The organism is Microbaculum marinisediminis (assembly GCF_025397915.1).
In the GTDB taxonomy this organism is placed as follows: Bacteria; Pseudomonadota; Alphaproteobacteria; order Rhizobiales; family Tepidamorphaceae; genus Microbaculum; species Microbaculum marinisediminis.
In genome coordinates this window covers 81,447-93,515 of the sequence record NZ_JALIDZ010000007.1, presented here as the reverse complement: position 1 = coordinate 93,515, position 12,069 = coordinate 81,447, and the positions used below count along the sequence as shown (strand labels likewise).

At 64.7% G+C, this 12,069-nt stretch carries 15 protein-coding genes; 2 read left to right on the top strand and 13 right to left on the bottom strand.

What is annotated here, in order from left to right; all coding sequences use genetic code 11:
• Nucleotides 1–52: 52 nt before the first annotated feature.
• The 13 genes from MUB46_RS15945 to MUB46_RS15885 all read right to left on the bottom strand — a co-directional run bounded on the left by MUB46_RS15945 (nt 53) and on the right by MUB46_RS15885 (nt 11,077).
• Entirely contained in the window at nt 53–406 is a 354-nt protein-coding gene (locus MUB46_RS15945) for an Acb2/Tad1 domain-containing protein (protein ID WP_261616923.1), read from the bottom strand.
• Nucleotides 407–605: 199 nt separating this feature from the next.
• Nucleotides 606–1,118: a cytochrome c gene (locus MUB46_RS15940; RefSeq protein WP_261617124.1), complete on the bottom strand. Its 513-nt coding sequence runs from the start codon at nt 1,116–1,118 to the stop codon at nt 606–608.
• Between the two features lie 168 nt (nt 1,119–1,286).
• Nucleotides 1,287–2,282, bottom strand: a complete 996-nt coding sequence (locus MUB46_RS15935; RefSeq protein ID WP_261616922.1) for a HupE/UreJ family protein — start codon at nt 2,280–2,282, stop codon at nt 1,287–1,289.
• Nucleotides 2,279–3,166 carry a peptidylprolyl isomerase gene (locus MUB46_RS15930; RefSeq protein WP_261616921.1) on the bottom strand — a complete coding sequence of 296 codons (888 nt, stop codon included), beginning with the start codon at nt 3,164–3,166 and terminating at the stop codon, nt 2,279–2,281. Before MUB46_RS15930 ends, MUB46_RS15935 begins: the two co-directional genes overlap by 4 nt.
• A gap of 163 nt (nt 3,167–3,329) precedes the next feature.
• Nucleotides 3,330–4,607, bottom strand: coding sequence for an NAD(P)/FAD-dependent oxidoreductase (locus MUB46_RS15925; protein ID WP_261616920.1), 1,278 nt, complete (start codon nt 4,605–4,607; stop codon nt 3,330–3,332).
• 29 nt (nt 4,608–4,636) lie between these two features.
• Complete coding sequence (locus tag MUB46_RS15920; protein ID WP_261616919.1) at nt 4,637–5,317, bottom strand: c-type cytochrome; 681 nt, start codon at nt 5,315–5,317, stop codon at nt 4,637–4,639.
• 189 nt (nt 5,318–5,506) lie between these two features.
• Entirely contained in the window at nt 5,507–7,198 is a 1,692-nt protein-coding gene (gene soxB / locus MUB46_RS15915) for a thiosulfohydrolase SoxB (RefSeq protein ID WP_261616918.1), read from the bottom strand.
• A gap of 172 nt (nt 7,199–7,370) precedes the next feature.
• Nucleotides 7,371–8,222, bottom strand: coding sequence for a sulfur oxidation c-type cytochrome SoxA (gene soxA / locus MUB46_RS15910; protein WP_261617123.1), 852 nt, complete (start codon nt 8,220–8,222; stop codon nt 7,371–7,373).
• Between the two features lie 68 nt (nt 8,223–8,290).
• A complete protein-coding gene (soxZ, locus tag MUB46_RS15905; protein ID WP_261616917.1) occupies nt 8,291–8,617 on the bottom strand; it encodes a thiosulfate oxidation carrier complex protein SoxZ in 327 nt (108 codons plus the stop codon).
• Between the two features lie 24 nt (nt 8,618–8,641).
• Nucleotides 8,642–9,094 carry a thiosulfate oxidation carrier protein SoxY gene (gene soxY, locus MUB46_RS15900; RefSeq protein WP_261616916.1) on the bottom strand — a complete coding sequence of 151 codons (453 nt, stop codon included), beginning with the start codon at nt 9,092–9,094 and terminating at the stop codon, nt 8,642–8,644.
• 23 nt (nt 9,095–9,117) lie between these two features.
• Nucleotides 9,118–9,579 (bottom strand): sulfur oxidation c-type cytochrome SoxX, encoded by a 462-nt coding sequence (gene soxX / locus MUB46_RS15895; protein WP_261616915.1) that lies wholly within the window; start codon nt 9,577–9,579, stop codon nt 9,118–9,120.
• A 152-nt stretch (nt 9,580–9,731) separates the two neighbouring features.
• The gene (locus MUB46_RS15890) at nt 9,732–10,316 is read right to left on the bottom strand and encodes a thioredoxin family protein (RefSeq protein ID WP_261616914.1); all 585 of its coding nucleotides are present in this window, start codon (nt 10,314–10,316) and stop codon (nt 9,732–9,734) included.
• Nucleotides 10,317–10,342: 26 nt separating this feature from the next.
• Nucleotides 10,343–11,077 (bottom strand): cytochrome c biogenesis CcdA family protein, encoded by a 735-nt coding sequence (locus MUB46_RS15885; RefSeq protein WP_261616913.1) that lies wholly within the window; start codon nt 11,075–11,077, stop codon nt 10,343–10,345.
• Between MUB46_RS15885 and MUB46_RS24290 the strand changes: the two genes are divergently transcribed.
• On the top strand, nt 11,076–11,540 hold the full coding sequence (locus MUB46_RS24290) for a thioredoxin domain-containing protein (RefSeq protein ID WP_315902752.1): 465 nt from the start codon (nt 11,076–11,078) through the stop codon (nt 11,538–11,540). The genes MUB46_RS15885 and MUB46_RS24290 overlap by 2 nt on opposite strands.
• An 89-nt stretch (nt 11,541–11,629) precedes the next feature.
• Nucleotides 11,630–12,016: an ArsR/SmtB family transcription factor gene (locus tag MUB46_RS15875; protein ID WP_425256276.1), complete on the top strand. Its 387-nt coding sequence runs from the start codon at nt 11,630–11,632 to the stop codon at nt 12,014–12,016.
• Nucleotides 12,017–12,069: the final 53 nt, after the last annotated feature.

Here is a 12,069-nt window from a genome sequence, read left to right as displayed (position 1 = left end):
CCCATTGACTGAACAGGATACCCCGCGTTGCCAGGTCGAGGGGGCATGCAATTCACGCCCGGCCGGTCCCCTTGACGCCGCGCGCCAGCCGGTCGCGGGTGCGATGATGCAGCCAGTGCAGGGCTTCCTCGATCTTGGTCAGGGCGATCTCGTTTTCGCGGCAGGAGAGCGGACCGGCCTGAAATGACCGGAGCCTGTCGACGATGACGGCAAGCAGCGCTTCGTCGGTGACGCCGTTGTGACCGGACTCCAGAGTATGGCCGAACTGGAATTTTATCGGGAGCTCGCCCTTGCCCCAGGCAATGACGTAGGCGTGATGCGCGCCACCGGGACCGGGATCGTCCTTGGACACGATCTTCAGGGCACCGTCGACGGTGTAGCTGGTTATCTTGCGCGGATCAGTCATGGTCTGGCCCTTTCCTCATCGTGGTCGAAGCGGCTCGCGAGAGACGGCTTGGCGCGCGCCTCTGCTGACGGACTCGTGCGCGGTCCGGGACCGGCGTCCAGGATCGGCGCCGCGCGAGGCTCGCGGCACCCGGCCCGGCATGCCAGTCGCCTCAGGGCACCAGCCCCGACGTCCGGCACGCAGATCCGGGTGCGCTCCGCTACGGCGCGTCGGCCGCCGTTTCGCCGGGCGGCAGGATCCGGAACGTGAACGTCGATACGGTCTCGCCCGGACCGAACGGCCCCGGTACCGCGTGCTCGACCGGCGGCAGGCTGCGCAGGAACGCCACGACGGCGTTCACGTCGTCCGCCGTCAGGCTCGCGAACGCATGCCACGGCATGATCGGCGCCAACATGCGCCCGTCCGGCCGGACGCCTGTCTGAAGCGCGGCGACGATCTGATCATCGCTCCAGTCGCCGAGGCCGGTTTCCTTGTCGGGCGTAAGGTTGCGGCCGACAAAGACGCCGAGGCCCGGGATCTCGAAGCCGACATCGGAGCCGCCCAGATACCGCGCCATATCCGGCTTGCCAAAGAAGTAGCCGGGTGTGTGGCAGTCATTGCATCCCGCAATCCCGACGAGATAGCCGCCGCGCGCGATCTGCGCGTCATCGGCGTTCGCGCCGAACGAAGCCAGAGAAACAAGAGCCAATGCCAGAAGCCATTCGCGAAGCATGAGTATTGACATAGTCGTCGCCCTCCCGCGTGCGTTTCGTTTATTGACTTCTTACGGCGCAACCCTGCGCCCACTGCGTCTTCACCATACGTAAACCGTCGCGATATCTCCCTGTTGCGCCACTTCCGGCACGAGTTTCATCGGCGCCCGATCGCGGCGGCCGATCGGCTACGCCACGAAACTGACCACCCGCTCGACGAACCAGAAGCCGGCGACACAGCCGGTCGCGTAGCCGACCGGACCGCGGATCAGCGCACCGCGCACGGCGACCAGCCTGCGCGCAGCCAACGCGACGACGAGGACCGCGGCGACGAAGAGAAGCTGCCCGACCTCGACGCCGAGATTGAAGGTGAGCAGCGCCAGCGGCGCGTCCGTCTGCGGCAGGCCGATATCGCGCAGCGCCCCGCCGAAGCCGAAGCCGTGCAGGAGCCCGAACAGAAACGCGATTAGCCAGGGATAGCGTATCGACAGGTCTGTCTCGCCTCGCTCGGCGCGGATGATCTCGGCGGCGACGACGGCGATGGACAACGCGATCGCCGCCTCGACCGGCGGCTGGGGCACCTGGGTCCAGCCGAGGGCCGCGGCGGCAAGCGTGATCGAGTGGGCCACCGTGAAGGCGGTGATCGTCTCGATCAGCGTCCGCAGATCGCGGATCAGAAGCAGCAGCGCCAGCACGAAGAGCAGATGATCGATGCCGAGCAGGATGTGTTCGACGCCCAGGACAAAATAGGCCCTCGCCGTCGCCAGCGCGCCCGGCGCGGTCTCGAGGACGATGTCCGGGAAATCCGGCGTCAGCCGGGCGGTCTGGACCGACCCGTCGGACCAGGCGATCCGCGCGATCACATCGGTATAGGTGCCGACGAGACCGTCGATCGCCACTGTCTCGCCGCCGAGACCGCCGGCGCAGCGGATGCTCCACCGGCTGGTCATGGCCGCGCCCGCATCGGCGGCGACGATCGGAGAGGTTTCCGCGCAGGCGGACGGCAACGACACGTCGAGCGCCAGACGGGCCTCCCCGCGTGTCGGCACCTTCCACAGGACATCGAAGTCTTCCGGTCCCTTCTGGTCGATCTCCAGGTAGGCCGGGCGCACCTCGTGGGTCTGCGCCATCGTCGCGACGAGGCCGGCGAGTGCAAAAACCAGGGCGGCGGCGAGACGCTTCATTGGTTCACCGCCTGCGCCTCGACCTGCCCGGCGCTCTCCTCGGGCCAGATCACGGTCACGTCGTAGTTGTCGCGCATGGCGCGGTAGCGCGCCTCCGCGATCTCCCGCCGCTTCTCCCCTTCCCAGTCGCGCCGGACGGCATCGCGCACTTCGGCGAGGTTCGGATCGCGCGACGGGCTCTTGTCGTCGATCAGGACCAGATGCAGGCCGAAGGTCGACGCGACCGGGCCATGCCATTGACCGGGCGCGATCGCCTTCAGGGCATCAGCGAACTGCTGTCCGAAACTGATGGCGATCCGGTCGGTCGGGGTGAGTGGCATGGAGAAGGGCAGCATCGTCCGGTCGCCCAGGCTCCGCGCCTCGATCCTGGCACCGTCGCCGCGCAGCGCGTCCAGCGCAACGTCGATCTCCGCATCGATCTGGTCTCCATGCGTATCCCGATTGAAGAAGATCTGACGGAATGCGGTGTGCTCCGGCACCCGATACATCTCGGCATTGGCGGCGCGGTAGGCCTCGAGCTCGACGTCTGACGCCGCGAGGTCCGCCGGATCAGGCTCCATCATGAATTCCAGCTTCTGCTGCAGCCGCCGCCGGAAGACGGTGTCGTCGGCATCGAGGCCGAGGCTGCGCCCCTCGCGGTAGAAGACCTCCTCCTTGACGAAGGCGTCGATCAGCCCGTCCAGCTCGTCCTGCGTCGGCGGCCGCTGCCAGGTGCGCGAAAACGTCTCGGACAGCTGCGCGATCCGGCCCGGTGTGACAACGATCGTCTCCGGCGCGGCGACATCGGTGCGCGTCCCGACGGCCGCGTAAGCGGCGAAAACGACCGCGCCGATGACGAGGAACTGAAACAGCGGTTCTCGGGCCAGTCGCGAAATCACCGTCATCAATCGCGCCCCAGACTTTGGTGCCGACTAAATAATCGCACAACGCTGAAATCAAACAACAGCGAAAAAAGAAACGGCGGGCGCGGAAAGCCCCGCACCCGCCGCAATGAAAGCCACGATCGCACGCGGTACCCGGCGCGCGGGCCAGGTCAGCCCGCGTTACTCAGTCTCCGAAGATGTCGTTGGTGATGCCGGCGTACCAGCCAATCGATTCCTCGTAGGTCGCCTTGCGCAGCGCGCCATCCTCGCCGGTCTGACTGATGAAACTCGTGGTCGAGGCGATCTTCTCGTCGGTCGGGGCGTACTGCGCACCGACCTTCACGCCGTCGTCGGTCTCGATCAGGCTCCAGCAGGTATTGGCGTACTTGGCCGGGAACACCTTGGAATCGGTCAGCTCGCCGCGGATGGTCATGGCCGCGACCTTGGCCTGGCTGTTGGCCGAGAAGGCGGATTTCGGCATGTCGCCGGCGATGGTGGCATCACCGACGACGAAGATGTTCTCGTCCGCCTTCGAACGCATCGAATAGGGATCGATCGGGACGAAGCCGCTGTCGTCGGTAAGACCGGCCTTCGCCACGATCGCGCCGGCCCTCTGCGCCGGGATCACGTTGACAAGAGCACCCTTGAAGGTGTCGAGATCCGTCGTCACCGTTCCCGCCGCCGGGTCGACACCCGTGATGCCGCCATGCACGTCCGGTCCGTACCATTCGACCATGCCCGGATAGTGCTTCTCCCAGCCTTCCTGGAACAGGCCCTGCTTGGAGAACTTGGGCTTGGGATCGATGATGATGATCTTGGAATCGGTGAGGCCCTTCGACTTCAGCACATGGGCGAACATCGAGGCGCGCTCGTAGGGGCCGGGCGGGCAGCGATAGGGATTGGGCGGCGCCACCATGATGATCTGCTGGCCGTTCTCGATCGCGTCGAGCTTGGACTTCAGGAGCTGCGTCTGCGGACCGGCCTTCCAGGAATGCGGCATGATCTCGGCGGCTTCCTCCGAATAGCCGGGCACCGAATCCCAGATCAGGTCGATGCCGGGCGCGATCACCAGCCGGTCGTAGGGAACGCGGCTGCCGTCGGCCATGACCACTTCCTTTGCCTCCCGGTCGACCGTGTCGGCCATGCCGTTGACCACAGAGATCCCGTAGTTCGAGGCGAGCTTGTCGTAGGTGTGGGTGATCGAGTCGAAATCCCGGAAGCCGCCGAGATAGAGGTTCGAGAAGAAGCAGGTGGTGTACTGCGGATTGGCTTCGATCAGGGTGACGTCGACGGCCCCTTCCGAATCCTTGGCGATGTAGCGTGCCGTCGTCGCGCCGCCGGCGCCGCCGCCGATGACGACGACCTTCGGTCGATCCTGAGCGCGCAGATAGGTCGGCAGGGCCAGCGTCACGCCCAATGCGCCGGTGAAGATCCCAAAGCTACGGCGAGTAAGTTTCGTCATGTTATCCTCCCCAGGATTCGCCCGTAGCCCTATTGCGGCTCGAGCTGCTCGAAATACGCGGCGAGTGCCGCAACTTCCTCGTTGCCAAGATTCGTGGTGACCATCCGCATGACCTGATGGCTGCGGACGTTGGTCTTGTATTCGAACAGGGCGCGAATGAAGGCGTCCTTCGGCCAGCCGACGATCGAGGGGATGCCCTCCGCGCGGCCGGACGGTTGGTGGCAGGTGACGCATTCGGAGGCGAGATACTCGCCGTAGTCAGGATCGCCCTCGATCTCCAGCACCGCGGCGGCCATTTCCGGGCGCGGCGCTTCCGCCGTCGTCGGATCGGCGGCCGGCTCGGCGGCGGAGGCCTGCTTCAGATACGCGATCAGGCGGGTCCGTGCCTCCGGGTCCGGCATGCCGCGGAACGACATGCGCGTGCCGGGTATCATCGTCTGCGGTTTCTCCAGGTAGGCATCGAGCGTGCGCTCGTCCCAGACGAGGCCGTCAGCGCCCATCTCCCGCATGGCGGACGAATAGCGAAAGCCGTCGAGGCTGCCGGCAGTGCGACCGAACAGCGCGTCGAGATGCGGTCCGACGCCGTTCAGCGCACCGGCGCCGATCTGATGGCACGCCTTGCAGGATCGGTAGAGTGCTTCCCCCTTGCCGGGGTCGCCGTCGGCAAAAGAAGACCCGGCGGCCAGTGCGACGGTGGCCGTCACAAACATCGGAGCAACACTGCGCCCCAAACCTCCCAGCATGGTCCCCATTTTTTAAACGCACGGAGCGAAAATTATCGCGTTTTCTTCAGCGTACATCACGACCGGAGGATCGCATAGTCCGTATTATTCCGCTACGTCAGAACGGCGTCGCGCGCCGGGTCCGCGGTGGCCGTTATCCGCGCCTCGGATCCACCGTCAGCCAGCGATGCGCACGGACCCGTTCTCCTTTAGGGTCACCACCGGGTTGTCCTTCAGCCAGGCCTCGACGACGTCCCAGATCGCCGGCCCTTCGGTGTTCTCGTTGACCGATGCCCAGCCCGAGACGACATAGTCCCTTCCCGGATCGATCGGCTCGCCGGTCTTCAGCACCGTCATATCGGAGATCCGCGAGCCCATGTCCGCCGTCGGGGCGATCGTGTAACTCATGCCGCCGACGCGGACCATGTCGCCGCCCTGCTGATAGTAGGGATCGGGATTGAACAGGTTGTCGGCGACATCCTCGAGAATGTCCCTGATCACCTGCCCGGACATGGTCGAGCGGTAGACGGCCGGATAGGTCATGGCGCAGGCGGTGTGCAGATCCTCGACCGTGATCGCGTCGCCCGGCAGCACAGACGTGCCCCATCTGAACCCCGGGGACAGCGCGATATCGGCCTCGCGCTCCTCGAGCAGGGCCTGGCAGATCAGATCGTCCATGGTGCCGTTGAAGTTGCCGCGCCGGTAGAGCAGCGTATCGGTCCGGGCAAGCTCGCGGGCAAGCTCGGCTTCGTAGGGCGCGCGAACCTTGTCGATCAGCGCGGCCATCTCGGCGTCCGGCGCGATGACGTCGGCGAAGACCGGAATGAGCCGATAGGAAAAGCCCTTCATCGCGCCGTCGCGGACGTCCAGATCGAGACGGGAGACGAACTTGCCGTTCGAGCCGGAGGCAATCAGCAGCGTGTCGTTGACGATCACCGGTTCGGGCAGCGCGTCGTGGGTGTGGCCAGTGAGGATCACATCGATGCCGTCGACGCGGGAGGCAAGCTTGCGGTCGACGTCGAAGCCGTTGTGCGAGAGCAGCACGACGAGATCGGCCCCGTCGGCGCGCGCTTCCTGGACATGGGCCGCGATATCCTCCTCGCGGATGCCGAAGGACCAGCCGGGGATCATCCAGCGCGGGTTGGCGATCGGCGTATAGGGAAAGGCCTGGCCGATCACGGCGATGTTCACGCCGCCGCGCTCGAACATCGTCATCGGCTCGAAAGCGGGCTCGTTCCATTCGGCATCGTAGATGTTGGAGCCCAGGAAGGGGAACGGCAGGCCGTCGACCAGTTCGGTGACACGGTCGGCGCCATAGGTGAACTCCCAGTGGCCGGTCATCGCGTCCGGCCCAAGCGCGTTCATCACTTCGACCATATCGGCGCCAAGCGTCTTGTTGGCCGTGTAACTGCCCTGCCAGGTGTCGCCGCCATCCAGCAGCAGCATGTTGTCGCCGCGCTCGGCGCGGATGCGCTTCACGACGGTTGCGACGCGGTCCATGCCGCCCATGCGGCCATAGGTCCGGGCCAGCGCGGTGAAATCCTCGTAGGTGAGCGCGTAGGCTTCCGGCGATCCCGGCTCGATGTTGTATAGCTCCAGGAAATCGGCGCCGGTCACATGCGGCGGCAGGCCGGCGACCTCGCCGACACCGAGGTTGACCGACGGCTCGCGGAAATAGACCGGCTTGAGCTGCGCGTGGATGTCGGTGACGTGGACGAGGGTGACGTTACCGAACGGCTCCATCGACAGGAGTGCGTCCTCGCTCAGTTGCTGCTGGGCGAGGGCGCGGGTCCAGCGTCCACCCAATCCGGGACCGACGATGGCTCCGGTCGCAACCGCCGCCATCAGGAATTCGCGCCGTGACACCATCGCCGTCTCGATGCTCCATTGCTAAATCAGGGCAAGGCTCCCCGTCGGAGCGGGCGACACGCCACCGCTCCGGTTCACCCCTTCGATCGGTTGAGCCGGCGCTCCTCCGCCGGTAGAGCGGGCGCGGCGGAGCCGGACGCTCCGCCGATGCGACCCTGTTACTGCGACCCTCCTACTGGCGAACCGCCGGCGTCTCCACGGAGAGGCCCGTGCCGCGCCAGGTCACATAGACCTCGAGCGCCATCAGCTCGTCCGAGAAGGCGTCGGGATAGCTCGCCCGCGTGTCGCGGATACAGCCGCGGAAGCGATTGTGCAGCGACACCATGCTGGCCTGCTTCAGCCGGTAGGTCGGGAAGCCGTTGACGTTGCCCTGGCTGAGATGGTCGGCACGGATGTAGTTGCCGTTGTTCTCCTCGTGGCAGCTTGCACACGAGAGGTTCAACTGGCCGAAGCGCGTATAGTAGTAGTCCTTGCCCTTGTCCCACCATGCTTTCATGTCGCCCTCGCCGAGGTCCACCTTGACGGGCGCCCCCAGCGACTGATGCTTGATGTAGGTGACGAGCGCCTTCTGTTCTCCGGCGTCGAACTTGTAGGGCTCAGCCTGCATGTTGTTGACGCGGCAATCGTTGATCTGGAGCTCGAGGTTGTAGGGCTTGCCGGCCGCCGCGTTCCACTTGGGATATCCGGCGCCGACGTCCTTCATCGACTCGGCTGCGTCGTTGTGGCACGAGGCGCAGGACTTGCCCGCTGCACCATCGACCTGGTTCCAGATCTGTTCACCCTGCTCGACATAGAGCATGCCGGGATTGGCGAAGGTATCCGTCTCCAGCGCGCGCGTCTCGGGCGTGCGGAACAGCCAGCCGGACAGCACCTCATCGAACGGATGTCCGTCCGGCGGATCGACACGCGTGATCATTTCCTTGCCATCGATGACGAGCGTGTCGTCGACGGGATCGGCCTGCGCCGGAGCGAAAGCCAGACCGACCACCCCCCCCAGCGCGATTGCCAGGCCCAGTTTGCTGATATCCACGGGCTTCTCCTCCTCCACTATGCCGGCGGGTTCTTTGCCCGTCCGATCATCATTTGATCTCGTCAGTTCACCTCGATCGCGGCTTCCGTCGTGTAGACGCTGCCATCATCGTCGACCCAGGTGAAAACGAACGTACCGCTTTCGTCGACCTTCGCGTTGAACTCGAAATACGGGTTCGCCGCGATCGCCGGATCGAGATCACCGGAAAACACCTCCTTGCCGTTGAAGGTGCAGGTGAACTTGTTGATGATCTTGCGCGGGATCGGGTTGCCTTCCTTGTCTTTCCGCTGCCCGGATTCCATCGGGTGGCTGATCAGCGTCTTGATCGTCACGACGTCACCCTTCGAGGCGGACTTCGGGACTTTCACGCGCGGTTTGGATTCTGCCATCAGTATCTGTCCTCGTTGCTCCGATCAGCCGCCGCAGCCGCCGATCGTGACCTTGACTTCCTTCTTGTCCATGAAGACCGAGCCGTCGTTCATCTTGGCGAGCGCGATCACGTTCTGGGTCTTGGCCAGCCGCATGCGGGTGGTCACGTCCGCGGACCCGCTCATCGGCGTGAAATGAAGGGTGGCGACGTTCGGATTCGGATTTCCCTCGGCAAGGATCATCACCGCGGCGACGTAATCGTCGTCGGTCATCGGGCTGTCCACCGCGACCGATACCGGAACCGTGTTGCCGTTCTCCGCGATCTCCGGGGCGTTCAGCGTGATACGGCCGCTCTGGGGAGCCGCGCCGCCAGTGAACGCGTCGATCGCCTTCTGGGTATCCTCGGTGCTGGCCCATGCGGTGCCACGCCCGCCGGCGACGGCGAATACGGCGGCACCGGCGCTCAGCGCGAGCGCTTCACGTCGTGTCAGTTTCATGCCTATCTCCATCAGTGTTCGCGCTATTCCTGGAGCGTTCCCAGGAACGCCACCACGTCTTCAACGTCCTGCGCGGACAGGATCGTCTTGCCCTGGAACGCTTCGGCGACATCGATGCCCACATCGAGCGAGTAGAAGCCCGGCATGACCGTCTGTTCGCCGAAGACCTCCTTCGAGTTGGTGACGATCGCGCGCAACGTCTCAGGCGAGTACCGCGCGGCGACACCGTCCAGAGCCGGGCCCACATTGCCATGGAAAAGCTGGTCCGACATCTGCGAGACCGCGTGACAGGCAAGGCAGTTGCCAAGCTTGCGATCGGCAAACGCCTTGGCCCCGGCTTCCGGATCGCCGGGCTGGCCCGTCAGGGACGATTCAACGGCCCCGTCCTTGAAGGTCACATCGCCGGGCGCCAAGGTTTCCGCGCTGGCGGCCCCCGCCGCGAGCACGATCGCCGTGAGGCCGGCGATACCCATACGTATCGTCATTCTGGCGTTTCTCCTCCTACGCTCGAACCGGTTGATCCGGTTTCTCTCATGCGTTTGCCGCATGTTCTCATCATTGTTTATGGATGCATTAATATGCTTTTTTGAATGTATTGCAATCACCAAATTCGCCGGGACGCGGGCCCGAAGCCCGATCAGTCGGTGGCATTTTCTCCCGCGGCGCGGCCTTCCTCGAGCTTCCTGGCATGGTATTTCTGGAAGTGCTCGCCGGTCTCGTAGCCCTTCTCGCGCACCCATTGGAACATGTGCAGGAAGGTCGACTTGCCGAAGGCGCCCGGCATGGTGACGACCGCGGCCTGCGCGACGCTGCCACCTTCCGGCGCCTGCTCCGGCAGGAAGACGATCGTCGGCGTGAAAACGTAGCCCCACTTGCGCGCGGCCGTCTTTTCGGTCAGCGCCTCGCCGTCGAGGTCGGTGACCTCCTCGTCGCCGAACATGTTGTACTGGACGACCTTGAAGTTGGCCTTGATGTAGTCGCGCACTTCCGGGTCGGTCAGGAGTTCCTCGTGCATCTTCCTGCAGTAGATGCAGCCGCGCTGCTCGAAGACGAGGACCAGGCGCTTGTCTTCCTCGTTGGCGGCCTCGATGTCCTCGGCGATGTCGCGGAACGTTATCGAGAACCAGTCCTGCTTGTGCAGACCGTCGTCGCCGATGGTGACCGCGCCGGCCGGAGCGGCGAATGCCAGCATGGACAGTACGAGCAACAGACGTTTCAGCATCATTGTCCTCCCTAAGGCACCCGGCATCAGCCGACCTGGCTGAATACCGGGAACGTATCGAGCAGCCACAGCGCGATCGCCGACATCTGACCGGTAATGAACAGGATACCAGTCAGAACCAGAAGCGCACCCATCACTTTTTCGACGGTCCCCATGTGGCGACGGAAGCGTGCCGCCCAGCCGAGAAAGCGGGTGGCAAAGGCGGCGGCGAGAATGAACGGCAGGCCGATGCCGAGCGCGTAGACGGCCAGCAGCATGGCGCCGCGCCAGGCGGTGTCGGTGGAGCCGGCGACGAACAGGATAGCGGCGAGCACCGGGCCGACACAGGGCGTCCAGCCGAAGGCGAAGGCGAGCCCCATCAGATAGGCGCCGCCGAGACCGGCCGGCTTGCCCTGCACCTCGACGCGCGCCTGCTTGTAGAGCAGGCCGATGCGGAACACGCCCAGGAAATGCAGGCCCATCACCATGATGATGATGCCGGCGATGATCGAGAGCATGTCGAAGTAGCGGGCGATCGCCTGCCCGACGACGCTGGCCGTGGCGCCCAGGCCGACGAAGACCGTGGTGAAGCCGAGCACGAAGGCGATGGAAGACAGGATGATCCGGCGCGAGGTGCCGGCTTCCACCGTGTCGCCCTTCAGCTGATCGAAGCTGACGCCGGCGAGGTAGCAAAGATAAGGGGGAACGATCGGCAGCACGCAAGGCGAGACAAAGGAAAGCACTCCCGCGAGGAATGCAGCGCCGACGGAGACTTCCAGCATGCCGTTTCACCGCTTCTCGCCGCATCCCCTACCTGTGCGGCAACTAGCGAACATATTTACTATTTGCTATGTATTGCAATCGCTGAATCGATTGGAGAGGGCCGTGAAGAGCCTTTTTGCTTTCGCTGTGCTGGCTTTTCTTGTCGCGGGACAGGCGCGCGCGGCCGAGCTCATCATGCTGCAACAGGCCGGTTGTGAATGGTGCGTGCGCTGGCATGAGGAAATCGGCGTCGCCTATCCCAAGACCGAGGAAGGCCGGCGCGCGCCGATCCGGTTCGTCGACATCGCCGAACCGTGGCCCGACGATCTCGGCGACATCGCGCGGGAGCGGCTGACGCCAACGTTCATTCTGGTCGAGGACGGCGTGGAGATCGCGCGGCTGCGCGGCTATCCCGGCGCGGATTTCTTCTGGCCGCTTCTCGGCGAGATGCTGGAAAAGCTGCCGACCTCGCCGAGGATGTGATGCCTTAGCGGTTGGCGCGCGCACCCGAGCGGACTATTTTGCGGCGCAATAATCGCATAAAATACACATACGCTTTCGAGACCAAGACAATGACTCAACAGATGCCGGCACCCAGGACACTCGACACGGCACTGCCCGACCTGACAGGTCCGGCGAGCGAAGCGGACTTCGAGGCGCTCGTCGAACAGGCGCGCAAGGCCAGCGACCTGCTCAAGGCGCTGTCGCACGAAACGCGACTGCTGATGCTGTGCCTGCTGTCGAACGGCGAAAAGTCGGTCTCGGAACTGGAGGAGATGCTGACCCTGCCGCAGGCTTCGGTTTCACAGCAGCTCGCCCGGCTCAGGTTCGACCGGCTGGTGACCACCCGGCGCGACGGCCGCATGGTCTACTACCGCATCGCCGACGACGAGGTCTCCTCGATCATCGGCGCGCTCTACAATCTGTTCTGCAAGCCGGTGCTCGAGAAAGACGCCTGATCATCGGCACCTGATCCCGACCCTGATTTCCGGCGCCCGGCCGCCCCCAATCC

Excerpts from the sequence above, each read along its gene's own strand:
- MUB46_RS15925 (WP_261616920.1), bottom strand. The coding sequence starts at position 4,607 with ATGACGAAACTTACTCGCCGTAGCTTTGGGATCTTCACCGGCGCATTG.
- soxB (WP_261616918.1), bottom strand. The coding sequence starts at position 7,198 with ATGGTGTCACGGCGCGAATTCCTGATGGCGGCGGTTGCGACCGGAGCC.
- soxZ (WP_261616917.1), bottom strand. The coding sequence starts at position 8,617 with ATGGCAGAATCCAAACCGCGCGTGAAAGTCCCGAAGTCCGCCTCGAAG.
- MUB46_RS15885 (WP_261616913.1), bottom strand. The coding sequence starts at position 11,077 with ATGCTGGAAGTCTCCGTCGGCGCTGCATTCCTCGCGGGAGTGCTTTCC.
- MUB46_RS24290 (WP_315902752.1), top strand. The coding sequence starts at position 11,076 with ATGCCGTTTCACCGCTTCTCGCCGCATCCCCTACCTGTGCGGCAACTA.
- soxX (WP_261616915.1), bottom strand. The coding sequence starts at position 9,579 with ATGACGATACGTATGGGTATCGCCGGCCTCACGGCGATCGTGCTCGCG.
- MUB46_RS15930 (WP_261616921.1), bottom strand. The coding sequence starts at position 3,166 with ATGACGGTGATTTCGCGACTGGCCCGAGAACCGCTGTTTCAGTTCCTC.
- MUB46_RS15890 (WP_261616914.1), bottom strand. The coding sequence starts at position 10,316 with ATGCTGAAACGTCTGTTGCTCGTACTGTCCATGCTGGCATTCGCCGCT.
- MUB46_RS15920 (WP_261616919.1), bottom strand. The coding sequence starts at position 5,317 with ATGTTTGTGACGGCCACCGTCGCACTGGCCGCCGGGTCTTCTTTTGCC.
- MUB46_RS15935 (WP_261616922.1), bottom strand. The coding sequence starts at position 2,282 with ATGAAGCGTCTCGCCGCCGCCCTGGTTTTTGCACTCGCCGGCCTCGTC.
- MUB46_RS15945 (WP_261616923.1), bottom strand. The coding sequence starts at position 406 with ATGACTGATCCGCGCAAGATAACCAGCTACACCGTCGACGGTGCCCTG.
- soxY (WP_261616916.1), bottom strand. The coding sequence starts at position 9,094 with ATGAAACTGACACGACGTGAAGCGCTCGCGCTGAGCGCCGGTGCCGCC.
- MUB46_RS15940 (WP_261617124.1), bottom strand. The coding sequence starts at position 1,118 with ATGCTTCGCGAATGGCTTCTGGCATTGGCTCTTGTTTCTCTGGCTTCG.
- MUB46_RS15875 (WP_425256276.1), top strand. The coding sequence starts at position 11,630 with ATGACTCAACAGATGCCGGCACCCAGGACACTCGACACGGCACTGCCC.